The organism is Pseudomonas sp. BYT-1 (assembly GCF_023611805.1).
GTDB lineage: Bacteria > Pseudomonadota > Gammaproteobacteria > Pseudomonadales > Pseudomonadaceae > Aquipseudomonas > Aquipseudomonas guariconensis.
Map to the genome: position 1 here is coordinate 4,327,716 of NZ_CP072559.1, position 21,038 is coordinate 4,348,753.

Sequence of the window (21,038 nt, forward strand, 5' to 3'; positions counted from 1 at the left end):
CATATCCGAATTTTTAAAGAACGATCTGACAAAAGTCAGAAATCAACATTCACGTTGGAATGCTCATTTCTAAGTTCTGCAGGTAACGGCAAGTGGTGGAGCCAAGCGGGATCGAACCGCTGACCTCCTGCGTGCAAGGCAGGCGCTCTCCCAGCTGAGCTATGGCCCCGTAGTCATCTGCACCAAGCTAATGGTAGGTCTGGGCAGATTTGAACTGCCGACCTCACCCTTATCAGGGGTGCGCTCTAACCAACTGAGCTACAGACCTATAACAGGGTCGCGTTACAGCATCGTCTTCTTCAAAGAATCAAGCAATTCGTGTGGGAGCTCATCAGCAGGCTGATGTCTTCGATTAAGGAGGTGATCCAGCCGCAGGTTCCCCTACGGCTACCTTGTTACGACTTCACCCCAGTCATGAATCACACCGTGGTAACCGTCCCCCCGAAGGTTAGACTAGCTACTTCTGGTGCAACCCACTCCCATGGTGTGACGGGCGGTGTGTACAAGGCCCGGGAACGTATTCACCGCGACATTCTGATTCGCGATTACTAGCGATTCCGACTTCACGCAGTCGAGTTGCAGACTGCGATCCGGACTACGATCGGTTTTGTGAGATTAGCTCCACCTCGCGGCTTGGCAACCCTCTGTACCGACCATTGTAGCACGTGTGTAGCCCAGGCCGTAAGGGCCATGATGACTTGACGTCATCCCCACCTTCCTCCGGTTTGTCACCGGCAGTCTCCTTAGAGTGCCCACCATAACGTGCTGGTAACTAAGGACAAGGGTTGCGCTCGTTACGGGACTTAACCCAACATCTCACGACACGAGCTGACGACAGCCATGCAGCACCTGTGTCAGAGTTCCCGAAGGCACCAATCCATCTCTGGAAAGTTCTCTGCATGTCAAGGCCTGGTAAGGTTCTTCGCGTTGCTTCGAATTAAACCACATGCTCCACCGCTTGTGCGGGCCCCCGTCAATTCATTTGAGTTTTAACCTTGCGGCCGTACTCCCCAGGCGGTCAACTTAATGCGTTAGCTGCGCCACTAAAATCTCAAGGATTCCAACGGCTAGTTGACATCGTTTACGGCGTGGACTACCAGGGTATCTAATCCTGTTTGCTCCCCACGCTTTCGCACCTCAGTGTCAGTATCAGTCCAGGTGGTCGCCTTCGCCACTGGTGTTCCTTCCTATATCTACGCATTTCACCGCTACACAGGAAATTCCACCACCCTCTACCATACTCTAGCTCGCCAGTTTTGGATGCAGTTCCCAGGTTGAGCCCGGGGCTTTCACATCCAACTTAACGAACCACCTACGCGCGCTTTACGCCCAGTAATTCCGATTAACGCTTGCACCCTCTGTATTACCGCGGCTGCTGGCACAGAGTTAGCCGGTGCTTATTCTGTCGGTAACGTCAAAACAGCAAGGTATTAACTTACTGCCCTTCCTCCCAACTTAAAGTGCTTTACAATCCGAAGACCTTCTTCACACACGCGGCATGGCTGGATCAGGCTTTCGCCCATTGTCCAATATTCCCCACTGCTGCCTCCCGTAGGAGTCTGGACCGTGTCTCAGTTCCAGTGTGACTGATCATCCTCTCAGACCAGTTACGGATCGTCGCCTTGGTGAGCCTTTACCTCACCAACTAGCTAATCCGACCTAGGCTCATCTGATAGCGTGAGGTCCGAAGATCCCCCACTTTCTCCCGTAGGACGTATGCGGTATTAGCGCTCCTTTCGGAACGTTGTCCCCCACTACCAGGCAGATTCCTAGGCATTACTCACCCGTCCGCCGCTGAATCAAGGAGCAAGCTCCCGTCATCCGCTCGACTTGCATGTGTTAGGCCTGCCGCCAGCGTTCAATCTGAGCCATGATCAAACTCTTCAGTTCAATACTGCTTGGGTTTTTAAGAAACCCTAAACTTGGCTCAGCAATCTCAAATGACTATGTGATTTCTCGCATGGCCACTTGTGATGCTGATAATCTTGGCGACGATCAGTCCATACTCACAAGCACCCACACGAATTGCTTGATTCGATTGTTAAAGAGCGATTTGGTTAAGCGCTTTGCTCAACCGAGGCCGCGCATTCTACGCTTTCCTCTAAGTCTGTCAAGCGTTTATTTTGAAGTTTTTTCCGAGAAACCCGTTCAACTTCAACCGCTTAACTCGCTGCGATCTCTCGTAGCGGGAGGCGAATCATACAGCGTTAAAACCTGCTGTCAACTGCCTTTTTCACCGCTACCGATCAGAAGACCGAAGCCCTTTCCGATACTACCTGAAGCGTTCAACTCGTTGATTATCAAGGAGTTTTGCGTTTCGACTGCGTCGGAAGTGGGGCGCATTATAAGGGGATTCGAAACCCCGTCAACAGTTATTTCACAAAAACTTCAAAACAATGTCCTTAGCGTGTCACAACATCTCGTTCGATCATCCTGCCCCGCTCACGAACCGGCCGCGGCTGCCACCAGTTCTGTCCCTCATGCGGGGAATCCAGGCTGACCCGCTCACCCATTTGTGGCGTGGACAAACGCACCTGCGCTTGCGAGGCCAGGGCAACAATGCGCTCGAATGGCTCCTGCCATCCATGGATGGACAAGTCAAAGGTTCCATTATGAATTGGCAGCAACCAGCGCCCGCGCAGGTCAAGGTGGGCCTGTAAGCTCTGCTCCGGCTGCATGTGCACGTTGGGCCAGGCCAGGTTGTAGGCACCGGTTTCAATCAACGTCAGATCGAACGGCCCGTAGCGCTCGCCAATCCGACGGAAGCCGTCGAAATAGCCGGTATCTCCACTGAAGAACAGACGCAACGCTTCATCCATTACCACCCAGGACGCCCACAACCTGCGATTGCTGTCGAACAGACCACGTCCTGAAAAGTGCTGCGCCGGGGTTGCCGCCAAGCGAATGCCTTCAACCTCGATTTCCTGCCACCAATCCAGCTGACGCACCTTGGCTGCAGGCACCCCCCAACTGATCAAGAGATCTCCCACGCCAAGCGGTGTCAGAAACAACCCGGTACGTGGCGCCAGCTGGCGAATCGTCTGTTCATCGAGGTGATCGAAGTGGTCATGGGAAAGAATCACTGCGGTCAACGGCGGCAGCTCCTCCAGGCTCAGGGGCGGAGCATGGAAACGTAGCGGCCCAGCCCATTGCACGGGCGAGGCGCGCTCGGCGAACACCGGGTCAGTAATAAAGAAGCGTCCGCGCAGCTTGAGCAGTACCGTCGAATGCCCTAGGCGCCAGAGGCTGTGGTCCGGCGCATCAAGCACTTGTTGACGGGTCATCGGCTGCAGGCTGATGGATGCGGTCGGGCGTGTTCCGGGGGGCTTGCGCAGGAACAGGTACTTCAAGCCAATACGCAGTTTTTTCAGAGCGCCGTCCTGAGGCAGGATGGCCTGGTTATGAAAACGCCCATCCCGATGGGGCGCCGCCCCACCAGCGTTAGAGTCAAGGGGCAACATGAGCAGTAGCACTCCGACCAAAAGCAAGGCGTTCATGGTACTCCACAGTGATTGGCTTAACCGTGAAATAGCCTGCGAGGCCATTTTTCATCGATGAATTGATGCTGAACAACATTAATGCGGCTTATGCGATAAACGTGCCCCACACACAACAGTAGCGGGCTGGGCCCCTGTACAGCCGACCCCAAGTCTCCCGAACAGTGCAGCCAAGCGCGAAAAACGTGACCAAGTGAATTTCTCCCAGGACGGCGCTGCCACGCGCAAGCTGGCCTATCCTGACTGAACCTGCCCCAGGCCGCCGCGCACCAGGGATGCAGTTCATCAAGGAGCTCTCGCGCATGGACAGGCATGTCGACTCTTCGCCCAGCACCCCTGCTCCGCGCTTGCAGGTTCGTCGCCTGATCATTGGTTTTTCCCTGCTGTTTATACTCGCCGCTCTGGTCACTCTAGGCGCACTGTTTAACATTGCCCGAATTCTCGATCGACAGGAGCAGGAACGCAGCACGTTCCAGGCTACCCAGGCCTTGGAACAACGACTGCAGGCTTCGCGTCAGTTCCTGTCCAGTTATGCGGTGTGGGATGCCGCCTACCAGCACTTGGCCGGCCAGGTCGATTGGCATTGGGCTTACGAAGAGAAGAACATCGGCGATTCACTGTACACCGCCAGTGGTTACGAAGGTGTCTTCGTGGTGGACGACCAGCGCACCACTTATGCCCTGCTCAGAGGAAAGCCGACCGACTCGCCGGCCAGCGCCCTCATCGATGGACCTTTGGCGGCGATTATCACCGAGGCCCGCGCGGCGGCCCCTGCTCGGGAACAGGTGACCCAGTTTGTGTTGCTCGACGGTTCACCGGCCGTGCTCAGCGCCGCCGCCGTACGCCCGGACAAAGACGTCGAGCCAAGCGAGGTGGACGACGCACCGGTGATGCTGTTCGTCGATGAACTGACCGGACCGAAGCTCTCCCAGCTCGGTAAAGGCGCCGGCCTGACCGACCTGCACCTGGAAAAGGACGCGATCGATGCCCGCAGCCATCCTCGCATCACGCTGGGCGACACCGGCTACAGCCTGGCTTGGAGCAGCCCGCAACCGGGCAGGCAATTGCTCTGGGCGGTACTCCCACCTCTGTCTGGGGCATTGCTGGTACTGGGGCTGGTGATGCTCTACCTGTTTCGCCAGGTGTTGCAGGGCTCGCGTGCCGTCGAGCTGAGCCTGCAACGCCTGCAGCAGAGCAACCAGGCCTTGGAGGCCAGCGAGCAGCGTTTTCGCGCCGTCGCTGAGGCAGCGTCCGATTGGATCTGGGAAACCGATCGCCAACAGCGCCTGACCTACCTGTCCCAACGCTTCGTGCGAGTCACCGGCTACGCCGTCGAAGATTGGCTGGGCCAGCCGCTGAACCAACTACTGTCTTGCGACACCACTCCCCTCTCCTCCTGGCTGGACAGCCAGGCGCAGGCCGACCCGCAGCAGCTGGCCAACCTGCGTTGCGCCTACCGGGATCACAACGGCCAGAACCGTTATTGCCGGATCTCGGCTCGGCCGATCCTGTTCGAGGGCAAGCACAACGGTTTTCGCGGTACCGCCAGCGATATCACCGACGAAGTGGACGCCCATGCGCGTATCCAGCACCTTTCGATGCACGATGCCCTCACCGGCCTTGCCAATCGCAACAAGCTCGCCCGCCACCTGGAACAGGCGCTGCTGCGTGGCAGCGACGCGCCGCCACTGACTTTGCTGTTGTTGGATCTGGACAACTTCAAGCCGATCAACGACGCCCTTGGCCATGCCGCTGGCGATGCCGTGCTGCTGGAAGTCGCCACGCGCCTGCGCGATACCACCCGCGAAGGTGACCTGGTAGCACGCCTGGGCGGAGACGAGTTCGTATTGGTACTCAGTGGACTGGACAATCACAGCGAAGTCGATCGCTTCTGTGCCCGACTGATCGATCTGCTGCAGCAGCCCATCCTATTCGAAGACCAAGCACTGCACATCGGCGCCAGCCTCGGCATCGCCCAGAGCCGCGCCCAAGGCTACGATGCCGGGGAGCTGATACGCTGCGCCGACATCGCCCTTTACCAGGCCAAAGGCGAAGGCAAGCACACTTGGCGTTACTTCGATGCGCAGATGAATCAGCAGATCCAGTATCGCCGCCAATTGGAGAACGACCTTCGCCGCGCCCTGAAACACGAAGAATTCGTGCTTCACTATCAACCCCGGTATCGCCTGCGGGACCTTCAGATCGTTTCGGTCGAAGCGCTCCTGCGCTGGCAGCATCCCCAGGAAGGTCTGCTCGGCCCGGATACCTTCATTCCTCTAGCCGAACAAAGCGATCTCATTGTCGCCCTCGGCCGATGGGTACTGCGCGAGGCCTGCCAAAGCGCCCGAGACTGGCCCCAGGACCTGCTGGTTTCGGTCAATCTTTCGCCGGCGCAGTTTTCCCGTAGCAACGTAGTGGCGGATGTACGCGAAATCCTGTTGGACACGGGTTTTCCGGCCCAGCGCCTGGAGCTGGAAATCACCGAAAACGTCATGCTCAACGACATCGAGGGCGCCCTAGGCACCATGCTCGCCCTCAAGGAGCTCGGCGTACGCCTGAACATGGACGATTTCGGCACCGGCTATTCTTCCCTGGGCTACTTGCGGACTTACCCGTTCGACAGCATCAAGATCGACAAGCGATTCATCGCAGGCCTAGGCAACCCGAGCGGCAACGATCGCGCCGTGGTTCAGGCAATCATCAACCTGGGCCGGGCCATGGGCCTGGAGGTGACCGCCGAAGGAGTGGAAACCGAGCAACAGCTCAAGCTGCTGGCCAAGGATCGCTGTGACGAAGTCCAGGGCTACTACCTGAGCCGCCCGCTGGATCGCCAGCATTTCGAGTGTTTGCTCAAGGCGCGCAGCGACCAGCGTGGCGCGCTCTGAGCCTTGCATTCAACGCAACCGGCGCTCGGCGATGATCTCCGGAAGATCCCCACGACGCAGGTAGAGGCGCAGCGGCTCGCCGATATTAAGCCGATCATCCACATGCTGGGCCAACAACAGTGCCAGGCGCTCGCGGCACAGGGCCATGCGGGCGCCTTGCACAGGGCGCCAGACGAATTCGCTGCAGGGTGTGATGCTTTCATCGGCCACATCCATGCCGAAGGCGTCTTCGCTAAAGCGCACGATATGGGTGCCGCGCTTGCCGTGGTAGCCGACGAAGCCGATGAGCTGGTCGGCGGCATTGCAGATATCCAGGGATGTGATGGTCATACGTACCTCGCAATTGATGTCGAAAGGACGCACGCCGGGCGGGAGCGGTCGCCTCTTCTCGGGCGACGCGCACGGCCAGCCTAGCGCAAGTGGCAGACCGTTCGCCAAGTTTTTCCATGCTCCCACCATCGGCCCGCTAGACTGATCTTCCTACCGCCACGGACATCGGACCGTCATGGCCATCGACCTCAGTGCCGACATCGCCATCATTGGCCGCATCAACGCCGTTCCGGCCATCCTGCAAGTGATCTGCGAGACCACAGGCCTGCGTTTTGCTGCCGTAGCACGGGTCACCGAGAACAATTGGGTCGCCTGCGCCGTGCTGGACAACCTGGGCATGGGCCTGCGACCTGGTGATGAACTGGACGTGACCACTACCCTGTGCCAGGAAACCCGCAGCAGCCAGCAGACCATCGTGATCGACCAAGCCAGCCTGGACGAGCAGTACTGCCAGCATCACGCACCGCGGATCTACCGCTTCGAAAGCTACATCTCGGTGCCGGTGCTGCGCACCGATGGCAGTTTCTTCGGCACCATCATCGCCTTCGACTCACAGCCCGCACCGCTCAAAGGCAGCGCAATCCAGCCCATGATGGAGTCCTTTGCCCGGCTGCTGGCGATCCAGATAGAAAGCGAACAAAGCGCCCAGCGCACCGAGCGCGCCCTTCAGAAGGAACGGGCCATGGCCGAAGTGCGCGAGCAGTTCATCGCCGTCCTCGGTCATGATCTGCGCAATCCGCTGTTCGCCATCACCGCCGGTGCCGAACTGCTCATCCAGCGCCTGCAGGATGAGCGTAACCGTGTCATCGCACGACACATCCTAACCTCCGGCAAACGTGCCTCGCAGTTGGTGCGTGATGTGCTGGACTTTGCCCGTGGTCGCCTCGGTGCCGGCATCACACTTAACGTGCAGCCCTGCCACGATCTGCATGGCGCGCTCAGCCACGTCGCCTCGGAATTGCAGCGTGTCCATCCGCAGCGCCAGATGGTGCTGAACATCGGCGATCTGGGCGGACTGTATTGCGACCGGGAACGAGTGATGCAGCTACTTTCCAATCTGATTGCCAATGCCCTGACCCACGGCGCCCCCGATGGGCCGGTGACCATCACCGCCGCCGTACGTGACGGCAATTTCGTGCTCAGCGTGCACAACTTGGGCGAGCCGATCCCGGCGCATACCCTGGCGCAATTGTTCCAGCCGTTTTCCCGGCCGCTCTCCAACAGGCCGCAACAAGGGCTGGGCCTTGGGCTGTACATCGCCAACCAGATTGCTCTGGCCCACGGTGGGCGTATGGACGTCGTGTCCAACCCGCAGACGGGGACGCTGTTCAGTTTTCGTCTGCCTGTGGATCGACCTGGGACGCCAGCACCTGGGCCAGCCAGTTCATGAACACCTGGACTCGGCGCGGTACATGCCGCTGCCGGGCGTACAGCAACGACACCGGCATGGCTTGGGCCTGAAACCCTTCCAGCACACAGACCAGCGCACCACTGCGCAGATGGTTGGCGACGCCCACAGCGGGCACCTGGATCAGCCCCAGGCCTGCCAGACAGGCCGCCGAGTAGGCTTCGGCGTTGTTCACGGTCACGGCACCCGTCATGGCCTGGACATGCACTTGTCCGTTGCGCTCGTATTCGAACCCTGGGCTGCGCGCGCCCAGGGTGCCGACGTAATGAACCAGGCGATGCTCAGCCAGATCCTCGAGGCTGCGCGGCTCACCGTAACGCGCCAGGTACCCTGGGCTTACGCAGTTGCGCATGCTCAATTGGCCAACCGGTCGCGCCACCACGTCCAGGTCGTTCAGCACACCAATTCGCAGCACACAGTCGAAGCCTTCGCGCAGTAGATCAACCCGCCGGTCGGTGCAACTGATCTCGACCTCCAGACGCGGGTAGCGATCCAGGAACCCAGGCAGCGCCGGAATGATCACTTGCCTGGCCATCATGGTCGGCAAATCGATGCGCAAACGCCCCGTCAGATCAACATCGTCAGCACGAAACAGCCCCTCGATTTCTTCCATGCCCGACAGCAGATTCTTGCTGCGCTCATACAACAGCATGCCGTCCTGAGTGGCCTGCACACGTCGGGTGGTGCGGTTGAACAGCCGGGTGCCCAGCAGATGCTCTAGCGCCCGAATCTGCTCAGACACTGTTGATCGCGGCAACCCCAGGCTGTCGCCGGCCAGGGTGAAACTGGACAGTTCACTGACCCTGACGAAAGTGCGCAGCAGCTCCAGCTTGTTCATTGAAACGTCGCTCATTGTCCAAAACATTCGAACAGTATTTCCATAAATACCGGATTTATCACCCCTGTGCAGACCAATAGTCTGTTACCCACAGCCATCAACGAGGTAACCGACATGACCCGCAAACTCGCTTTGATCACCGGCGCCAGCCGAGGCCTGGGCAAGAACACCGCAGAACACTTGGCCGCGCGAGGCATCGACATCATCGGCACCTTCCACAGCAAGGCCGACGAAGCCCAAGCGCTCGCACGCCGCCTGGAACAGGCCGGAGTGAAAGCCGCCATGCTGCAATTGGATGTGAGTGACAACGCCAGTTTCGCGACCTTCGCCGAGCGTGTAGACCAGACCCTGCGACAGCACTTTGGCCGGGAGCGTTTCGACTTTCTTGTGAACAATGCCGGCATCGGGCTGAACGTGCCGTTCACCGAGACCAGCGAGGCCCAGTTCGACCAGTTGCTCAACATCCAGCTCAAAGGGCCGTTCTTCCTGACCCAGCGCCTGTTGCCGCTGATGGTCGATGGCGGGCGCATCGTCAATATCTCCACCGGCCTGACCCGCTTCGCCCTGCCTGGCTATGCCGCCTACGCGGCCATGAAAGGTGCGATGGAGGTGCTCACCCGCTACCAGGCCAAGGAGCTAGGAGCCCGGGGCATTCGTGTGAACATCCTGGCCCCTGGGGCGATCGAGACAGACTTCGGCGGTGGCGTGGTTCGCGACAACCAGCAGGTCAATGACTTCATTGCCGGTAACACAGCCCTGGGCCGGGTCGGTCTGCCCGATGACATCGGCGCGGCAATCGCCCTGCTGCTCGAAGACGGCAACGGCTGGATTACCGGCCAACGGCTGGAAGTATCCGGCGGCATGTTCCTCTAAGCCGGCGCTCAGCGCTGCGCCTGCTCATGAACCTGCACGCTGGCCGTCATGCCCGCGCTCAGGTTCATGCCCTCCGGGATCTGGTCAAGACGAATGCGCACCGGGATCCGTTGGGCCAGGCGCACCCAGTTGAAGGTCGGCTCGACCTCCGGCAGCAACTGGCTGTCGGGATTGCTGTTGCTGTCGGTGATGCCGCGGCTGATGCTTTCCACGTGCCCATCGATCGACTCACCTGCGCCCATCAACCAGACTTTGACCGGGTCGCCCACGCGAATGCGCGGCAGCTTGGTCTCCTCGAAATAGGCCTGGATATAAAAAGTCGAGTCGTCCACCAAGGCCATCACCGATTGCCCGGTGTTAACGTAGTTGCCCTGGGCCAGACGCAGGTTGGTGATGTGCCCGCTGCGCGGCGCACGCACTTCGCTGCGGTCCAGGTTTATCTTGGCCACCTGCAGCTGTGCCTGGGCTTCGTGCAGTTCACCACGGGCGATCGCCGCGTTGATCTGGGCGTTCTCGCGCAGCTCAGCGCTGATGGCCTCTGGGCCGAGCGCAGTACGCCGGGCCGCCTCGCGCTCACGCAGGCGCAATTGCTGGGCACGGGTTTCGGCCACAGCGCTGGCTTGGTCGTAGGCGGCCTGGAAGCGCTCGCGGTCGATGTTCATTAGCACATCGCCGGCCTTGACCTGCTGATTATCATGGACCTTCAGCTCGCGTACCCATCCGGAGACGTCCGGGGCGATGACCACCACGTCCGCGCGGACCCGTGCGTCCCGCGTCCAGGGGGTGAGCATGTAGTACTGCCAGAGCTGGTAACCGGCGAACACCGCCAGCGCCACCACACACAGGGTGACCAGGGTACGTACGGCTGTACGCATGGACTTCACTCCTTACAAAGGCCCTAGCAGGTGCACCACCAGGGACAGAACACAAACGAACAATGCGGCATCGAACAATGCTTCGTGCCAGATCCAGCGCCCCAAAGGCGTGGCCTGCACCACCAGACGCAGCAATCCGGTAAGCGCCAGGGCCATCAGCACATAGACCAGAAACGGGCTGAGCAACACGCCGCCCAGCGCCCACTCACGCAAGCCCATGGATTTCCTCCTGCCGGCGGCACCACTTGCCCCAGCTTCTTTGCAGTTGCAGCACCGCGCCAATAGCCAGGTGCAGCGGGTCGCTTGGCGGCTGGCGACGCAGGGCCTCGATGAATTGCTCGCTGGCCGCGTCCAGGCGCTGACCACGGCCCGGCGCCGGGCCGCTGGCGAGCACTGCTTCCAACTGTTGCAAGTAATGACGCTCGGCTGCAGCCAACGGCGCCTGAGCGACGGCAAGGCACATGCGCAGATGCACCAGCTCATCGCCGATATCCAGGCCGTGCAACCCATCGTCCCAACGCTTGCGCTCAGCCTCCGGCAGCTCGCTGGCGTGTCGCGCCAGCTGCATCAGACGGTCGGCCATGCGCCCGCCGAACCAGCTATCGGCTCCCCGCAGGTCACGGCGGGTCAGGCGCACCAGATCGCCCTGAGTCGCCTTGCGCAGGCGCCGACCGAGCCAGGCCGGATGACGCAGCACCAGCAGCCGAAACGCCAACACCGCCGCCCCCACACCGATCAACATGGCCTGGGCGCTGTTGAGCATGGCAGCCACATCGAAATGCATGGTGTTCAGTGGCGCCACCAGCACGATGAAATGCAGGCAATAAGAGGTCGCCGTGGCGCCTGTGCGCGGGTGCGCCATGCCCAAAGCACCGAAGAACAGCGGCACGCCCATCCCGAGGCATAGCATCGCGAAGCTGCTCCACTGTGGCAGGAGGATCTGTCCCACCAGAAACGCCACTGGGATTGCCAGGAGAATCCCGCGCAGGAAACTCAGCCCGATCTGCGCACCGTTCTCACGGCTGGCGAACAAACTGCAGACCACACAAGTGAGCACCAATCCACCCGGTGCCGCCGGCCATGCAGTGGCCAGCCAGAAACTGCTCATGGCCAGGAACGCCAAGGCGCTGCGCGACCCAAACAACAGCGCCAACGGCAAATCCCGGTGAGCGGCCAGGCTCTGGGACACTTCTTTGGGAGCCCTGCCCTGCTCCACGTCCTGCAAAGCCTGGGTCGCAGCCATGGCAAAATCCAGCAACAGAGTCAGGCGCGCCAGGCAGTAATGCTCGGCAGAGCTGATCTGCCCGTCATGAGCTGCATCCCAGAGGCGCTGGCGCAACAGCAGCAGGTTCGCGGGTTCAGGCGTGATCAACTGTGCGCGAACCTCATCCAGCCATGGCGCCAGCCGACCGGCCTCGGTCTCGTCAAGCTGGCTCCATTGGCGCCGCACCGATCGCGAAATACGCAGCAGCATCATCAATTTCTGGCTCAATCCACGAATGGCCCGGGCGCGCTGACGGCCGCGGTGTCCTTCGAACCAGGCGTGTTCGCGCTGGGCATCGATGGCAACGATTCGTCCCAGAATTTCCAACAGCCCCTTACGCGCTTCGTCTTCGCCACCGAGCATGGCACTGCACGCCTGCAGGCCGTTCTGCCAGGCCTGGCGTGCCTGGCCTGCGAGCTGCTGTTCGACCCGCAGCGGCCAGAGCAAGGCGCTGGTGGCGGTGGCGCAGACGATCCCCAGGCAGATCTCCGTGCAGCGTGCCACCGCCTGGTCGAACACTTGCAGCGGATGGTTGATCGCCGGCAAGGCGATGATCGCAACGGTATAGCCGGCCAGCACGAAGGCGTAAGCCCAGGCGCTACGTAATTGAGTGGACGCCGCCGTACACAGCGCCAGCCACAACGCCAAAGTGAGCAGGAACAACCACGGTGTCTGGGCGAACAGCCCCATGAACACCACCGACATGAACGTGCCTACCAAGGTCCCGGCCAACCGGGCCAAGCCCTTCTGCACCAGCATGCCAGACAGCGGCTGGGCCACGATGAAAGCCGTCATCAACGCCCAGGAAGGCTGCTCCAGGCCCCAACGCATGGCCAGCCACAGCGCCAGCCCCCCACCGAGCAAGGTCTTGATGGCGAACTTGACAGCGAGGGGGGTGGGAGCAAAAAGGGCCGTGAGGGTGATGGGCACGGAATCGGGCCTTGCGCAGCGGTAATGGATGAAAGATAGACAACGGCGCAAGGATAAAGCGGAATCGTTTGATTAGCTAGCTAAGCATCATTCTGGATCCACTCCCGCTCCATCTGCATCAGCAGTTACGCGGATAGCGAAAACACAGGCAAAAAAATGGGCGACCGAAGTCGCCCTAAATGCCTTGCGTGCTCGTGAATCGGGAAGGATCAGCGCGACTTGCGCTTGCTCGAGTCCTTCCAGATGAAAATGCCCAGACCGGCGAAGAACACCAACATCAACCCGACCGTTACCACACCGGCGATAACCACGTTGTCGAAGAACATGTCGGCCTCCCGTTCGTTTGCCGTTGTCCGATGGATGCAAGGTAACGAATGCGGGAGTGGAAAAAATTGACGGGCGTCAATGGTGCCCGGGGGCGGGCACGCGAGGCGTGTACAGATTTGACATGCGTCAAATTTCAGCGTTTTTTCGGCTTGCCCTTGGGCTTCTTCTTGGATTTGCCCAACGGCATGGCCTGTTCGAAGGCCTGGCGCACTTCGTTCAGGCGCTTTTCCTTGAGGTCATGGATGCGCTTGCTGCGCTCGGCATCGAAATCGATCAGGTTGTCTTGGCTCATGGCAGGCTCGACTGACAGCAGAGGCTTGCATGATGAAGCCTGACGCCGATGCTGACCAGCTCAGACTTCGATATCCACCAGCAGCCCCTGGCGCGGTCGCTCGCCCAGCGGCGATACCGGTACAGTGTTGTCGGCGTTAAGCTCATCATCCGGCACGGCGCTGAACGGCTCGTCCTGACCTTTTTGCTGACGCTGCTGTTGTTGCCGGCGTTGCTCTTCGCGCAACAACAGGGCCTGCTCCTGCGGGTCGCGCTGGTGACGCAGATCGATGGTGCCGTCGCTCGAGCTGGGCTGCGCGGGGACCACCGGCGGAATGGGCGGGGTCTGTTTGACCGGATCCTGTTGCGAAGTCACCGGTGCGGCGCTGAGCGGAATGATGGGCGGCAGCATGGAAATCGTCTCCTGTTACCCTTGTATCGGCCAACGCCCGGCCGCCTTGAGCGACCGCTCGCAAGCCCCTTCATGGTCAGGTGCCCGGAGTATAGGACACCGCCTTCATTGGACCTCGACGTCATCTTCGGTCGGCTCATCGGCCGATGGACTGGTTTCGCTCCAGGGCCGCTTGTAGACCTGCTGCCACACCGCATCCATATGATCGCGCAACACCTGCGGCGCACTCTTGAGCGAGGCGCTGTCCTCGCGCTCGCCGCCGACTGGTTCCTCACCGGCCGGCGTGATCAGTGACTGGCCGGTAATGCTGTAGACCGCCTGCCCTTCGCGCATCTCGATGGCGATGTCATGGGGATCGATACCGCCACCACAGAAGGCATGGCTGGCCACGGTCAGTTCGGCGACGCCATCTTTGTTCAGGTCGCTGACATCACTGACATCGGTGTAGAAGTCCACGTCCAGATCCAACCCCGGGCAACTGGTCTCCTGTTCAATCTGCCAGCGGGACTTGAACGCATCCGCCTGCGCGCTACGCCCATAGAGGGTGGCCTTGAGCACCACCTTGTCGACTTCCTGCTCGGTTTCGGCGTCGGTGGCCTGGCCGTCGGTTCGGCTGAGCACCAGCAGGCCTTCGCCGTCACGGTCACGGAAATGCACGCTCTTGATCGGGGTCTGCACGCCCAGCACTTCCAGCTGCTCGGCGGGAATCGGCGGCAAGGTCTCGAAGTTTTTCTGGTCACAGGCAGCCAGCAACAAACTGCTCAGGGCCAGGGAGGCATACAACCAGCGGTGCTTGGCAAGCATGGTGGCGTGGGGCCCTCGTTGTGCAACGGTATTCGTCGATGAACAGCTAGACTCTTTGGTCTAACCGGCCCTATCCGTTAACATAGCCGGCTTTTCATCGCGGGAGTTCAGGCAGTATGGCGCAGCAGTATCAACCGGGGCAACGCTGGATCAGTGACAGCGAAGCCGAGCTCGGCCTGGGGACCATCCTGGCGCAGGATGGCCGCCTGCTGACCGTGCTCTACCCGGCCACTGGCGACACCCGCCAGTATTCCCTGCGCAATGCGCCGCTGACCCGCGTGCGCTTCTCGCCTGGCGACCAGATCACTCATTTCGAGGGTTGGAAGCTGACCGTGCGCGAGGTCGAGGACGCCGATGGCCTTCTGGTCTACCACGGCCTCGACGGCCAGAACCAAGCGCGAGTCCTGCCGGAGACCCAGCTGTCCAACTTCATCCAGTTCCGTCTGGCCAGCGACCGCCTGTTCGCCGGGCAGATCGACCCGCTGTCGTGGTTCTCCCTGCGCTACAACACCTTGCAGCACACCAGCAAACAGATGCTCTCGACCCTGTGGGGTCTGGGCGGCTGCCGCGCCCAGCCGATCGCGCACCAGTTGCACATCGCCCGTGAAGTGGCTGACCGCATTGCGCCACGGGTACTGCTGGCCGACGAAGTAGGCCTGGGCAAGACCATCGAAGCAGGCCTGGTGATCCATCGCCAGCTGCTCTGCGGGCGCGCCAGCCGCGTGCTGATCCTGGTGCCGGAAAACCTGCAGCATCAGTGGCTGGTGGAAATGCGTCGGCGCTTCAACCTGCAAGTGGCGCTGTTCGATGCGGAGCGCTTCATCGAAAGCGACGCCAGCAACCCGTTCGAAGACGCCCAGCTCGCGCTGGTGGCGCTGGAGTGGCTGGTCGAAGACGAGAAGGCCCAGGACGCTCTGTTCGCCGCTGGCTGGGACCTGATGGTCGTCGACGAAGCGCACCACCTGGTCTGGCACGAAGAACAGGCAAGCCCCGAGTACGCCTTGGTCGAGCAACTGGCCCAAGTCATCCCGGGCGTGCTGCTGCTCACCGCCACTCCCGAGCAATTGGGCCAGGACAGCCACTTCGCCCGCCTGCGCCTGCTCGACCCCAACCGTTTCCATGACCTGGCCGCCTTCCGCGCCGAGAGCGAGCACTATCGCCCGGTTGCCGAAGCCGTTCAGGAACTGCTCGACGAAGGCCGTCTGTCACCCAAGGCCCACGCCACCATCGAAGGCTTCCTCGGTGCCGAGGGCGAAGCGCTGCTGGCCGCTGTCACCGACGGCGACAGCCAGGCCAGCGCACGCCTGATCCGTGAGCTGCTCGATCGCCACGGTACCGGCCGCGTGCTGTTCCGTAACACTCGCGCGGCGATCCAGGGCTTCCCGGAGCGCCAGCTGCACCCCTACCCATTGGCCAATCCGGCGCAATACCACGATCTGCCGAGCGGCGAACGTGCCGAGCTCTATCCGGAAGTGGCCTTCCAGGCCCAGGGCGAAACCAGCGACGACGAGCGTTGGTGGCGCTTCGATCCGCGGGTCGACTGGCTGATCGACACCCTCAAGATGCTCAAGCGCACCAAAGTTTTGGTGATCTGCGCCCACGCCGAGACCGCCATGGACCTGGAAGACGCTCTGCGCGTGCGCTCCGGCATTCCGGCCACGGTGTTCCACGAGAGTATGAGTATCCTGGAGCGCGACCGCGCCGCTGCCTACTTCGCCGACGAAGAGTTTGGCGCCCAGGTGCTGATCTGCTCGGAAATCGGCAGCGAAGGCCGCAACTTCCAGTTCGCCCACCACCTGGTAATGTTCGATCTGCCGGCCCACCCCGATCTGCTCGAGCAGCGCATCGGCCGCCTGGACCGTATCGGCCAGAAACACACCATCGAGCTGCACATCCCCTACCTGCAGGACAGCCCGCAGGAGCGCCTGTTCCAGTGGTACCACCAGGGCCTTAACGCCTTCCTGGCCACCTGCCCGACGGGTAACGCCTTGCAGCACCAGTTCGGCCCGCGCCTGCTGCAGCTGCTCGAAGGGGGCGACAGCAAGGCCTGGGAGGCGCTGGTAGATGAAGCCCGTGCAGAGCGCGAGCGTCTGGAAGCCGAGCTGCACAGCGGCCGCGATCGGCTACTGGAGCTCAACTCCGGTGGTGCGGGCGAAGGTCAGGCGCTGGTGGAGGCGATTCTCGAACAGGACGACCAGTTCGCCCTGCCGATCTATATGGAAACCCTGTTCGACGCCTTTGGCATCGACAGCGAAGACCACTCGGAAAACGCGCTGATCCTCAAGCCGAGCGAGAAGATGCTCGACGCCAGCTTCCCGCTGGGCGACGACGAAGGCGTGACCATCACCTATGACCGCAACCAGGCGCTCTCGCGCGAGGACATGCAGTTCCTGACCTGGGAACACCCGATGGTCCAGGGCGGCATGGATCTGGTGCTGTCCGGTTCCATGGGCAATACCGCGGTGGCGCTGATCAAGAACAAGGCGCTCAAGCCTGGCACCGTGCTGCTCGAGCTGCTCTATGTCAGTGAAGTGGTCGCCCCTCGCAGCCTGCAGCTGGGTCGTTACCTGCCTTCGGCGGCCCTGCGCTGCCTGCTCGATGCCAACGGCAACGACCTGAGCCCTCGTGTGGCTTTCGAAACCCTCAATGACCAGTTGGAAAGCGTGCCCAAGGCCAGCGCCAACAAGTTCGTCCAAGCCCAGCGCGATGTACTGGCCAAGCGCATCGCCAGCGGCGAAGCCAAGGTCATGCCTAGCCATGTAGAGCGCGTGGCCGAGGCGCAGCGCCGCCTGGCCGCCGAAGCTGACGAAGAACTGGCCCGCCTGACCGCACTCAAGGCCGTCAACCCGAGCGTACGCGACAGCGAAATCGACGCCCTGCGCAAGCAGCGCGAAGAAGGCCTGGCCATGCTGGAAAAAGCCGCCCTGCGCCTGGAGGCGATCCGCGTCTTGGTCGCGGGCTGATCTGCATCCTCGCGCAGGCTTCGCCAGCGCCTACCGTGTTTCGACGACCTGTAGGCGCTGGCGCTCACCGCCAAGCTTAGATCCGCGCGCTATTAAGCCAATATCCAAATGGTTGAAATCAAAGTGCCATTAATCAGGAAGGCTTAACCACTCATTTCTATACTGCTGCAGAACGGTCTCCACCGGCTTTTTTGGGGACGAGTGCGAACTCGACGAAGAGGCATGCAATGGAGTGGTTGGGACTGCAATTGTTCGCCAAGCTGCCAACTACCGGCCAGATCTTCCTGGACTGCCGCCATGACCCCCTGCTGGTTCTGCTGGCCTATGGGGTGGCCTGCATTGCCTGTTTCGCGACGCTGGACATGGCCGAACGCCAGAGCCAGAGCGAAGACCCCATGGCCCGACGGCAATGGCGTGTGCTGGGCGCCTGTTGTCTGGCCGCCGGCATTTGGGCGCTGCACTTCATCAGCACACTGGCCTTGCAGGCACCGGTCGATATTCGCTACGACGTGCCGATGACCGGCTTGTCACTGCTGATCGCCCTGCTCACCGCCTGGTTCGCGATGAACAGTCTCGATCGGGACGAAATGCGTCTGGGCCATTACGTGCAAAGCGCCCTGCTGACCGGGCTGGGCATCGTGCTCATGCATTTCGCGGGGATGGCGGGCCTTAAGATCAACGCCAACCAATTCTACGAACCCGTCCTGACGTTCCTGGCGCTGGCCGTCACCCTCGGCGCCAGCCTGCTGGTGCTGTCGATGGGACGTTTTTTCAGCCGAGGCAGCGGCACCCTGCATCTGGCCAGCAAGTACGCCGCCAGCCTGCTGATAGCAGGCGGCCTGATCGGCACGCATTTCATCAACATGGCTGCCATGACGCTGGTGGTTCCCGTCGACACTGCCTTGCGTCTGCCTTCGGCCGACAACAGTCTGCAATTGGGCCTGACCGTCGCCTTGATTACCCTTCTGATCAGCGGTAGCAGCATCAGCGCCGCCTTGTCCGACAGAAAACTGCAGAGCAAAGAGCACGACCTGCGTCGGGTCAATGTCCTGCTCAGCCAATTGGACCAGGCGCGCGCCTCCCTGCAGCAGGCCGCCCATTACGATGCCCTTACCAACCTGGTCAACCGCCGCGGTTTCAACCAAGTCTTCGCCGAACGCCTGTGTGAACACGCCAACAGCGAAAACCGGCTGGCGGTGATGTTCCTGGACATCGATCATTTCAAACGGATCAACGACAGCCTTGGCCACGCCGCAGGCGACGAGCTGCTCAAGGTCATCGCCGGCCACATCAAGGCCGCAACCCGTAACCAGGATCTGGTAGCCCGTTTTGGCGGAGACGAGTTCTGCATCGTCACCAGCCTCAACAACCGCGACGAAGCACGCCACCTGGCCCAGCGCATCATGCAGAGAATGAAGGACCCGATCGACCTAGGCGGCCGGCGCATGGTCATGACCACCAGCATCGGCATCAGCATCTTCCCTGATGACGGACGCACGGCCGAAGAGCTGCTCAAGAATGCCGATCTGGCGCTGTACCAATCCAAGGGTTGCGGGCGCAACAGCCTGAACTTCTTCAACAGCAGCCTGAAGACGCGCGCGACACTGGAGTTGCAACTGGAAGAAGAGCTGCGCGTGGCCCTGCTCGAAGAGCGAGGACTGTGCGTTCACTACCAGCCGATCTTCGACCTGCACAATGGCCAGGTCGCAAAGCTCGAAGCCCTGGTGCGCTGGCAGCACCCCCAGCACGGCCTGCTCAGCCCGGACCGTTTCATCGGTATCGCCGAAACCAACGGTTTGATCGCCGACCTGGACTTGTGGGTACTGCGCCGGGCGTGTCATGACCTGGCGCAGCTCAATCACCACGGCTATAGCAACCTCAAGGTCACGGTCAATTGCTCGGCGGTGACCCTTGGCCGCGAGGAGTTGCCCAATGAAGTGGAAAGGGCGCTGTTCCAGGCCGGCGTGTCCGCTCGTCAACTGGAGCTGGAAGTTACCGAGAATGCCTTGATGGGCGATATCCAGCGGGTCGTCAGCCTGCTCAAGCGCATCCGCGCCCAAGGCGTAGCCCTGTCGATCGATGATTTCGGCACTGGATATTCATCACTGGCCTACCTCAGGCGCCTGCCGCTGGACGTACTCAAGATCGATCGGTCGTTTATCCAGGACGTGCCGGGGAGCCAGAAGGATCGCGAGATTGTCCAGGCGATCATCATCATGGCCCACACCCTGCACCTGCAGGTCGTCACCGAGGGCGTCGAGACCACCGAGCAGCATGCCTTCCTCGCCGCCCACGGTTGTGATTTCCTGCAGGGCTACCTGCTCAGCCGCCCGGTGCCCCTGGCCGAACTTCAGCCGATCCTCGAGCGCCTCGACGGCCAAGCGCCAACGTTCAGTCCTTGTTGCGATACAGCTCTACCAGTGTCGCCGGATCTTTTTGCAGATACCCCTGGCTACCGTGCAAGCGCATCAGTTGCGCAGCCAGGCCACTGACCGGTGTCGCCGAACCCTGCTCGCGCGAGAATTTCACTGCGGTATCCAGGTCCTTGAGTAGCGTGCGCACATGCCACTTGATCGGCTCGAACCGACTCTCAGCCATTTGAGGCGCCAGGATCTGCAGTGGCTTGGAGTCGGCAAAGCCCCCGGCCAGGGCCTCGGCGATCAGGCGAGCGTCAACGCCCGATTGCTCGGCCAGCGCGACAACCTCGGCGATGACCAGCGCGTTGCACGCCACGATCATCTGGTTGCAGGCCTTGGTCACCTGGCCTGCCCCCACACCGCCCATGTGCGTGACCCGCTGCCCCAGGGTCAACAACACTGGGCGCACGCGCTCCAGATCCTGCGCCTCGCCTCCCACCATGATCGCCAGCGTGCCGGCCTCGGCGCCCGGAGTACCGCCGGAGACCGGCGCATCCAGCCAGGCCATGCCGCACAGCGCGGCAAGCTCGGCCGCCATCTCACGGGTAGCGGTCGGCTCCAGGCTGGAGAAATCCACCAATAGCTGGCCGGCACGTCCGCCCTGGGCAATACCTTGCTCGCCGAATACCACCTCCCGCACCACAGCCGTATCGGCCAGACACAGCAGCACGATATCCGTGTCGCGGCACAACTCGGCGGGGCTGGCGGCTTGGCGCGCACCGGCCGCCACCAGTTCGGCGCACTTTTGCCGGTTGCGGTTCCAGACCGTCAACGGGTAACCCGCCGCCAGCAAGCGCTGGCACATCGGCAATCCCATCAGTCCGATTCCGGCGAACCCCAGCGAAGGCAATGCAGTACTCATGAACTACTCCAAGCAGACGATTAAAGAAGCATGACAAACAGACGATACAGTCGCGTAATCCCACCCGTGATGGCTAGATGACA

General features: G+C 61.3%; 16 protein-coding genes, 2 tRNA genes and 1 rRNA gene. 5 read left to right on the plus strand and 14 right to left on the minus strand.

The features are described 5' to 3' along the window. Window positions 1–93 precede the first annotated feature (93 nt). From J5X93_RS20270 to J5X93_RS20285, 4 genes are all read right to left on the minus strand, one after another. Window positions 94–169: transfer RNA gene (locus J5X93_RS20270), tRNA-Ala, on the minus strand. A 22-nt stretch (window positions 170–191) separates the two neighbouring features. Next, window positions 192–268: transfer RNA gene (locus tag J5X93_RS20275), tRNA-Ile, on the minus strand. Window positions 269–353: 85 nt separating this feature from the next. Then, window positions 354–1,890, minus strand: a 16S ribosomal RNA gene (locus J5X93_RS20280). Between the two features lie 512 nt (window positions 1,891–2,402). Then, window positions 2,403–3,497 carry an MBL fold metallo-hydrolase gene (locus J5X93_RS20285; RefSeq protein WP_090345095.1) on the minus strand — a complete coding sequence of 365 codons (1,095 nt, stop codon included), beginning with the start codon at window positions 3,495–3,497 and terminating at the stop codon, window positions 2,403–2,405. Window positions 3,498–3,799: 302 nt separating this feature from the next. Between J5X93_RS20285 and J5X93_RS20290 the strand changes: the two genes are divergently transcribed. Continuing rightward, a complete protein-coding gene (locus J5X93_RS20290) occupies window positions 3,800–6,382 on the plus strand; it encodes a bifunctional diguanylate cyclase/phosphodiesterase (protein ID WP_182816216.1) in 2,583 nt (860 codons plus the stop codon). Window positions 6,383–6,391: 9 nt separating this feature from the next. Here the strand turns inward: J5X93_RS20290 and J5X93_RS20295 are convergent, their stop codons facing one another. Beyond that, a complete protein-coding gene (locus J5X93_RS20295) occupies window positions 6,392–6,712 on the minus strand; it encodes a DUF2025 family protein (protein WP_043215770.1) in 321 nt (106 codons plus the stop codon). 175 nt (window positions 6,713–6,887) lie between these two features. Here J5X93_RS20295 and J5X93_RS20300 point away from each other — a divergent pair, with 175 nt between their 5' ends. Next, on the plus strand, window positions 6,888–8,102 hold the full coding sequence (locus J5X93_RS20300; protein ID WP_102081852.1) for a GAF domain-containing sensor histidine kinase: 1,215 nt from the start codon (window positions 6,888–6,890) through the stop codon (window positions 8,100–8,102). On the opposite strand, the gene J5X93_RS20305 is transcribed toward J5X93_RS20300, so the two are convergent. Beyond that, window positions 8,041–8,958: a LysR family transcriptional regulator gene (locus J5X93_RS20305; protein ID WP_102081851.1), complete on the minus strand. Its 918-nt coding sequence runs from the start codon at window positions 8,956–8,958 to the stop codon at window positions 8,041–8,043. The two genes, J5X93_RS20300 and J5X93_RS20305, sit on opposite strands and share 62 nt — an antisense overlap. Before the next feature lie 114 nt (window positions 8,959–9,072). Here J5X93_RS20305 and J5X93_RS20310 point away from each other — a divergent pair, with 114 nt between their 5' ends. Continuing rightward, window positions 9,073–9,831, plus strand: a complete 759-nt coding sequence (locus tag J5X93_RS20310; RefSeq protein WP_102081850.1) for an SDR family NAD(P)-dependent oxidoreductase — start codon at window positions 9,073–9,075, stop codon at window positions 9,829–9,831. An 8-nt stretch (window positions 9,832–9,839) separates the two neighbouring features. Here the strand turns inward: J5X93_RS20310 and J5X93_RS20315 are convergent, their stop codons facing one another. From J5X93_RS20315 to J5X93_RS20340, 7 genes are all read right to left on the minus strand, one after another. Then, window positions 9,840–10,706 carry an efflux RND transporter periplasmic adaptor subunit gene (locus J5X93_RS20315; RefSeq protein ID WP_070575119.1) on the minus strand — a complete coding sequence of 289 codons (867 nt, stop codon included), beginning with the start codon at window positions 10,704–10,706 and terminating at the stop codon, window positions 9,840–9,842. A gap of 12 nt (window positions 10,707–10,718) precedes the next feature. After that, a complete protein-coding gene (locus tag J5X93_RS20320) occupies window positions 10,719–10,925 on the minus strand; it encodes a DUF1656 domain-containing protein (protein WP_043215762.1) in 207 nt (68 codons plus the stop codon). Continuing rightward, window positions 10,912–12,900 carry an FUSC family protein gene (locus J5X93_RS20325; protein ID WP_102081849.1) on the minus strand — a complete coding sequence of 663 codons (1,989 nt, stop codon included), beginning with the start codon at window positions 12,898–12,900 and terminating at the stop codon, window positions 10,912–10,914. Before J5X93_RS20325 ends, J5X93_RS20320 begins: the two co-directional genes overlap by 14 nt. A 209-nt stretch (window positions 12,901–13,109) precedes the next feature. Further along, a complete protein-coding gene (gene ccoM, locus J5X93_RS28345; RefSeq protein ID WP_043215106.1) occupies window positions 13,110–13,226 on the minus strand; it encodes a cytochrome c oxidase subunit CcoM in 117 nt (38 codons plus the stop codon). Between the two features lie 134 nt (window positions 13,227–13,360). Beyond that, window positions 13,361–13,519, minus strand: coding sequence for a hypothetical protein (locus J5X93_RS20330; RefSeq protein WP_090345081.1), 159 nt, complete (start codon window positions 13,517–13,519; stop codon window positions 13,361–13,363). 60 nt (window positions 13,520–13,579) lie between these two features. Next, window positions 13,580–13,909 (minus strand): aspartate-semialdehyde dehydrogenase, encoded by a 330-nt coding sequence (locus J5X93_RS20335; RefSeq protein WP_102081848.1) that lies wholly within the window; start codon window positions 13,907–13,909, stop codon window positions 13,580–13,582. Between the two features lie 105 nt (window positions 13,910–14,014). Then, window positions 14,015–14,713: a M949_RS01915 family surface polysaccharide biosynthesis protein gene (locus tag J5X93_RS20340; RefSeq protein WP_090345079.1), complete on the minus strand. Its 699-nt coding sequence runs from the start codon at window positions 14,711–14,713 to the stop codon at window positions 14,015–14,017. A 116-nt stretch (window positions 14,714–14,829) separates the two neighbouring features. Here J5X93_RS20340 and rapA point away from each other — a divergent pair, with 116 nt between their 5' ends. Both rapA and J5X93_RS20350 read left to right on the plus strand, forming a co-directional pair. Then, window positions 14,830–17,676: an RNA polymerase-associated protein RapA gene (gene rapA, locus J5X93_RS20345; protein ID WP_250033949.1), complete on the plus strand. Its 2,847-nt coding sequence runs from the start codon at window positions 14,830–14,832 to the stop codon at window positions 17,674–17,676. A 227-nt stretch (window positions 17,677–17,903) separates the two neighbouring features. Continuing rightward, on the plus strand, window positions 17,904–20,168 hold the full coding sequence (locus J5X93_RS20350; RefSeq protein ID WP_102081847.1) for a putative bifunctional diguanylate cyclase/phosphodiesterase: 2,265 nt from the start codon (window positions 17,904–17,906) through the stop codon (window positions 20,166–20,168). Here the strand turns inward: J5X93_RS20350 and J5X93_RS20355 are convergent. Beyond that, window positions 20,068–20,955, minus strand: a complete 888-nt coding sequence (locus J5X93_RS20355; RefSeq protein ID WP_043215117.1) for an NAD(P)-dependent oxidoreductase — start codon at window positions 20,953–20,955, stop codon at window positions 20,068–20,070. The genes J5X93_RS20350 and J5X93_RS20355 overlap by 101 nt on opposite strands. Window positions 20,956–21,038: the final 83 nt, after the last annotated feature.

Bases quoted from the DNA above. Each gene is read 5' to 3' on its own strand.
- J5X93_RS20315 (WP_070575119.1), bottom strand. From the start codon at position 10,706: ATGCGTACAGCCGTACGTACCCTGGTCACCCTGTGTGTGGTGGCGCTG.
- J5X93_RS20335 (WP_102081848.1), bottom strand. From the start codon at position 13,909: ATGCTGCCGCCCATCATTCCGCTCAGCGCCGCACCGGTGACTTCGCAA.
- rapA (WP_250033949.1), top strand. From the start codon at position 14,830: ATGGCGCAGCAGTATCAACCGGGGCAACGCTGGATCAGTGACAGCGAA.
- J5X93_RS20340 (WP_090345079.1), bottom strand. From the start codon at position 14,713: ATGCTTGCCAAGCACCGCTGGTTGTATGCCTCCCTGGCCCTGAGCAGT.
- J5X93_RS20290 (WP_182816216.1), top strand. From the start codon at position 3,800: ATGGACAGGCATGTCGACTCTTCGCCCAGCACCCCTGCTCCGCGCTTG.
- J5X93_RS20305 (WP_102081851.1), bottom strand. From the start codon at position 8,958: ATGAACAAGCTGGAGCTGCTGCGCACTTTCGTCAGGGTCAGTGAACTG.
- ccoM (WP_043215106.1), bottom strand. From the start codon at position 13,226: ATGTTCTTCGACAACGTGGTTATCGCCGGTGTGGTAACGGTCGGGTTG.
- J5X93_RS20320 (WP_043215762.1), bottom strand. From the start codon at position 10,925: ATGGGCTTGCGTGAGTGGGCGCTGGGCGGCGTGTTGCTCAGCCCGTTT.
- J5X93_RS20285 (WP_090345095.1), bottom strand. From the start codon at position 3,497: ATGAACGCCTTGCTTTTGGTCGGAGTGCTACTGCTCATGTTGCCCCTT.
- J5X93_RS20295 (WP_043215770.1), bottom strand. From the start codon at position 6,712: ATGACCATCACATCCCTGGATATCTGCAATGCCGCCGACCAGCTCATC.
- J5X93_RS20330 (WP_090345081.1), bottom strand. From the start codon at position 13,519: ATGAGCCAAGACAACCTGATCGATTTCGATGCCGAGCGCAGCAAGCGC.
- J5X93_RS20300 (WP_102081852.1), top strand. From the start codon at position 6,888: ATGGCCATCGACCTCAGTGCCGACATCGCCATCATTGGCCGCATCAAC.
- J5X93_RS20350 (WP_102081847.1), top strand. From the start codon at position 17,904: ATGGAGTGGTTGGGACTGCAATTGTTCGCCAAGCTGCCAACTACCGGC.
- J5X93_RS20355 (WP_043215117.1), bottom strand. From the start codon at position 20,955: ATGAGTACTGCATTGCCTTCGCTGGGGTTCGCCGGAATCGGACTGATG.
- J5X93_RS20310 (WP_102081850.1), top strand. From the start codon at position 9,073: ATGACCCGCAAACTCGCTTTGATCACCGGCGCCAGCCGAGGCCTGGGC.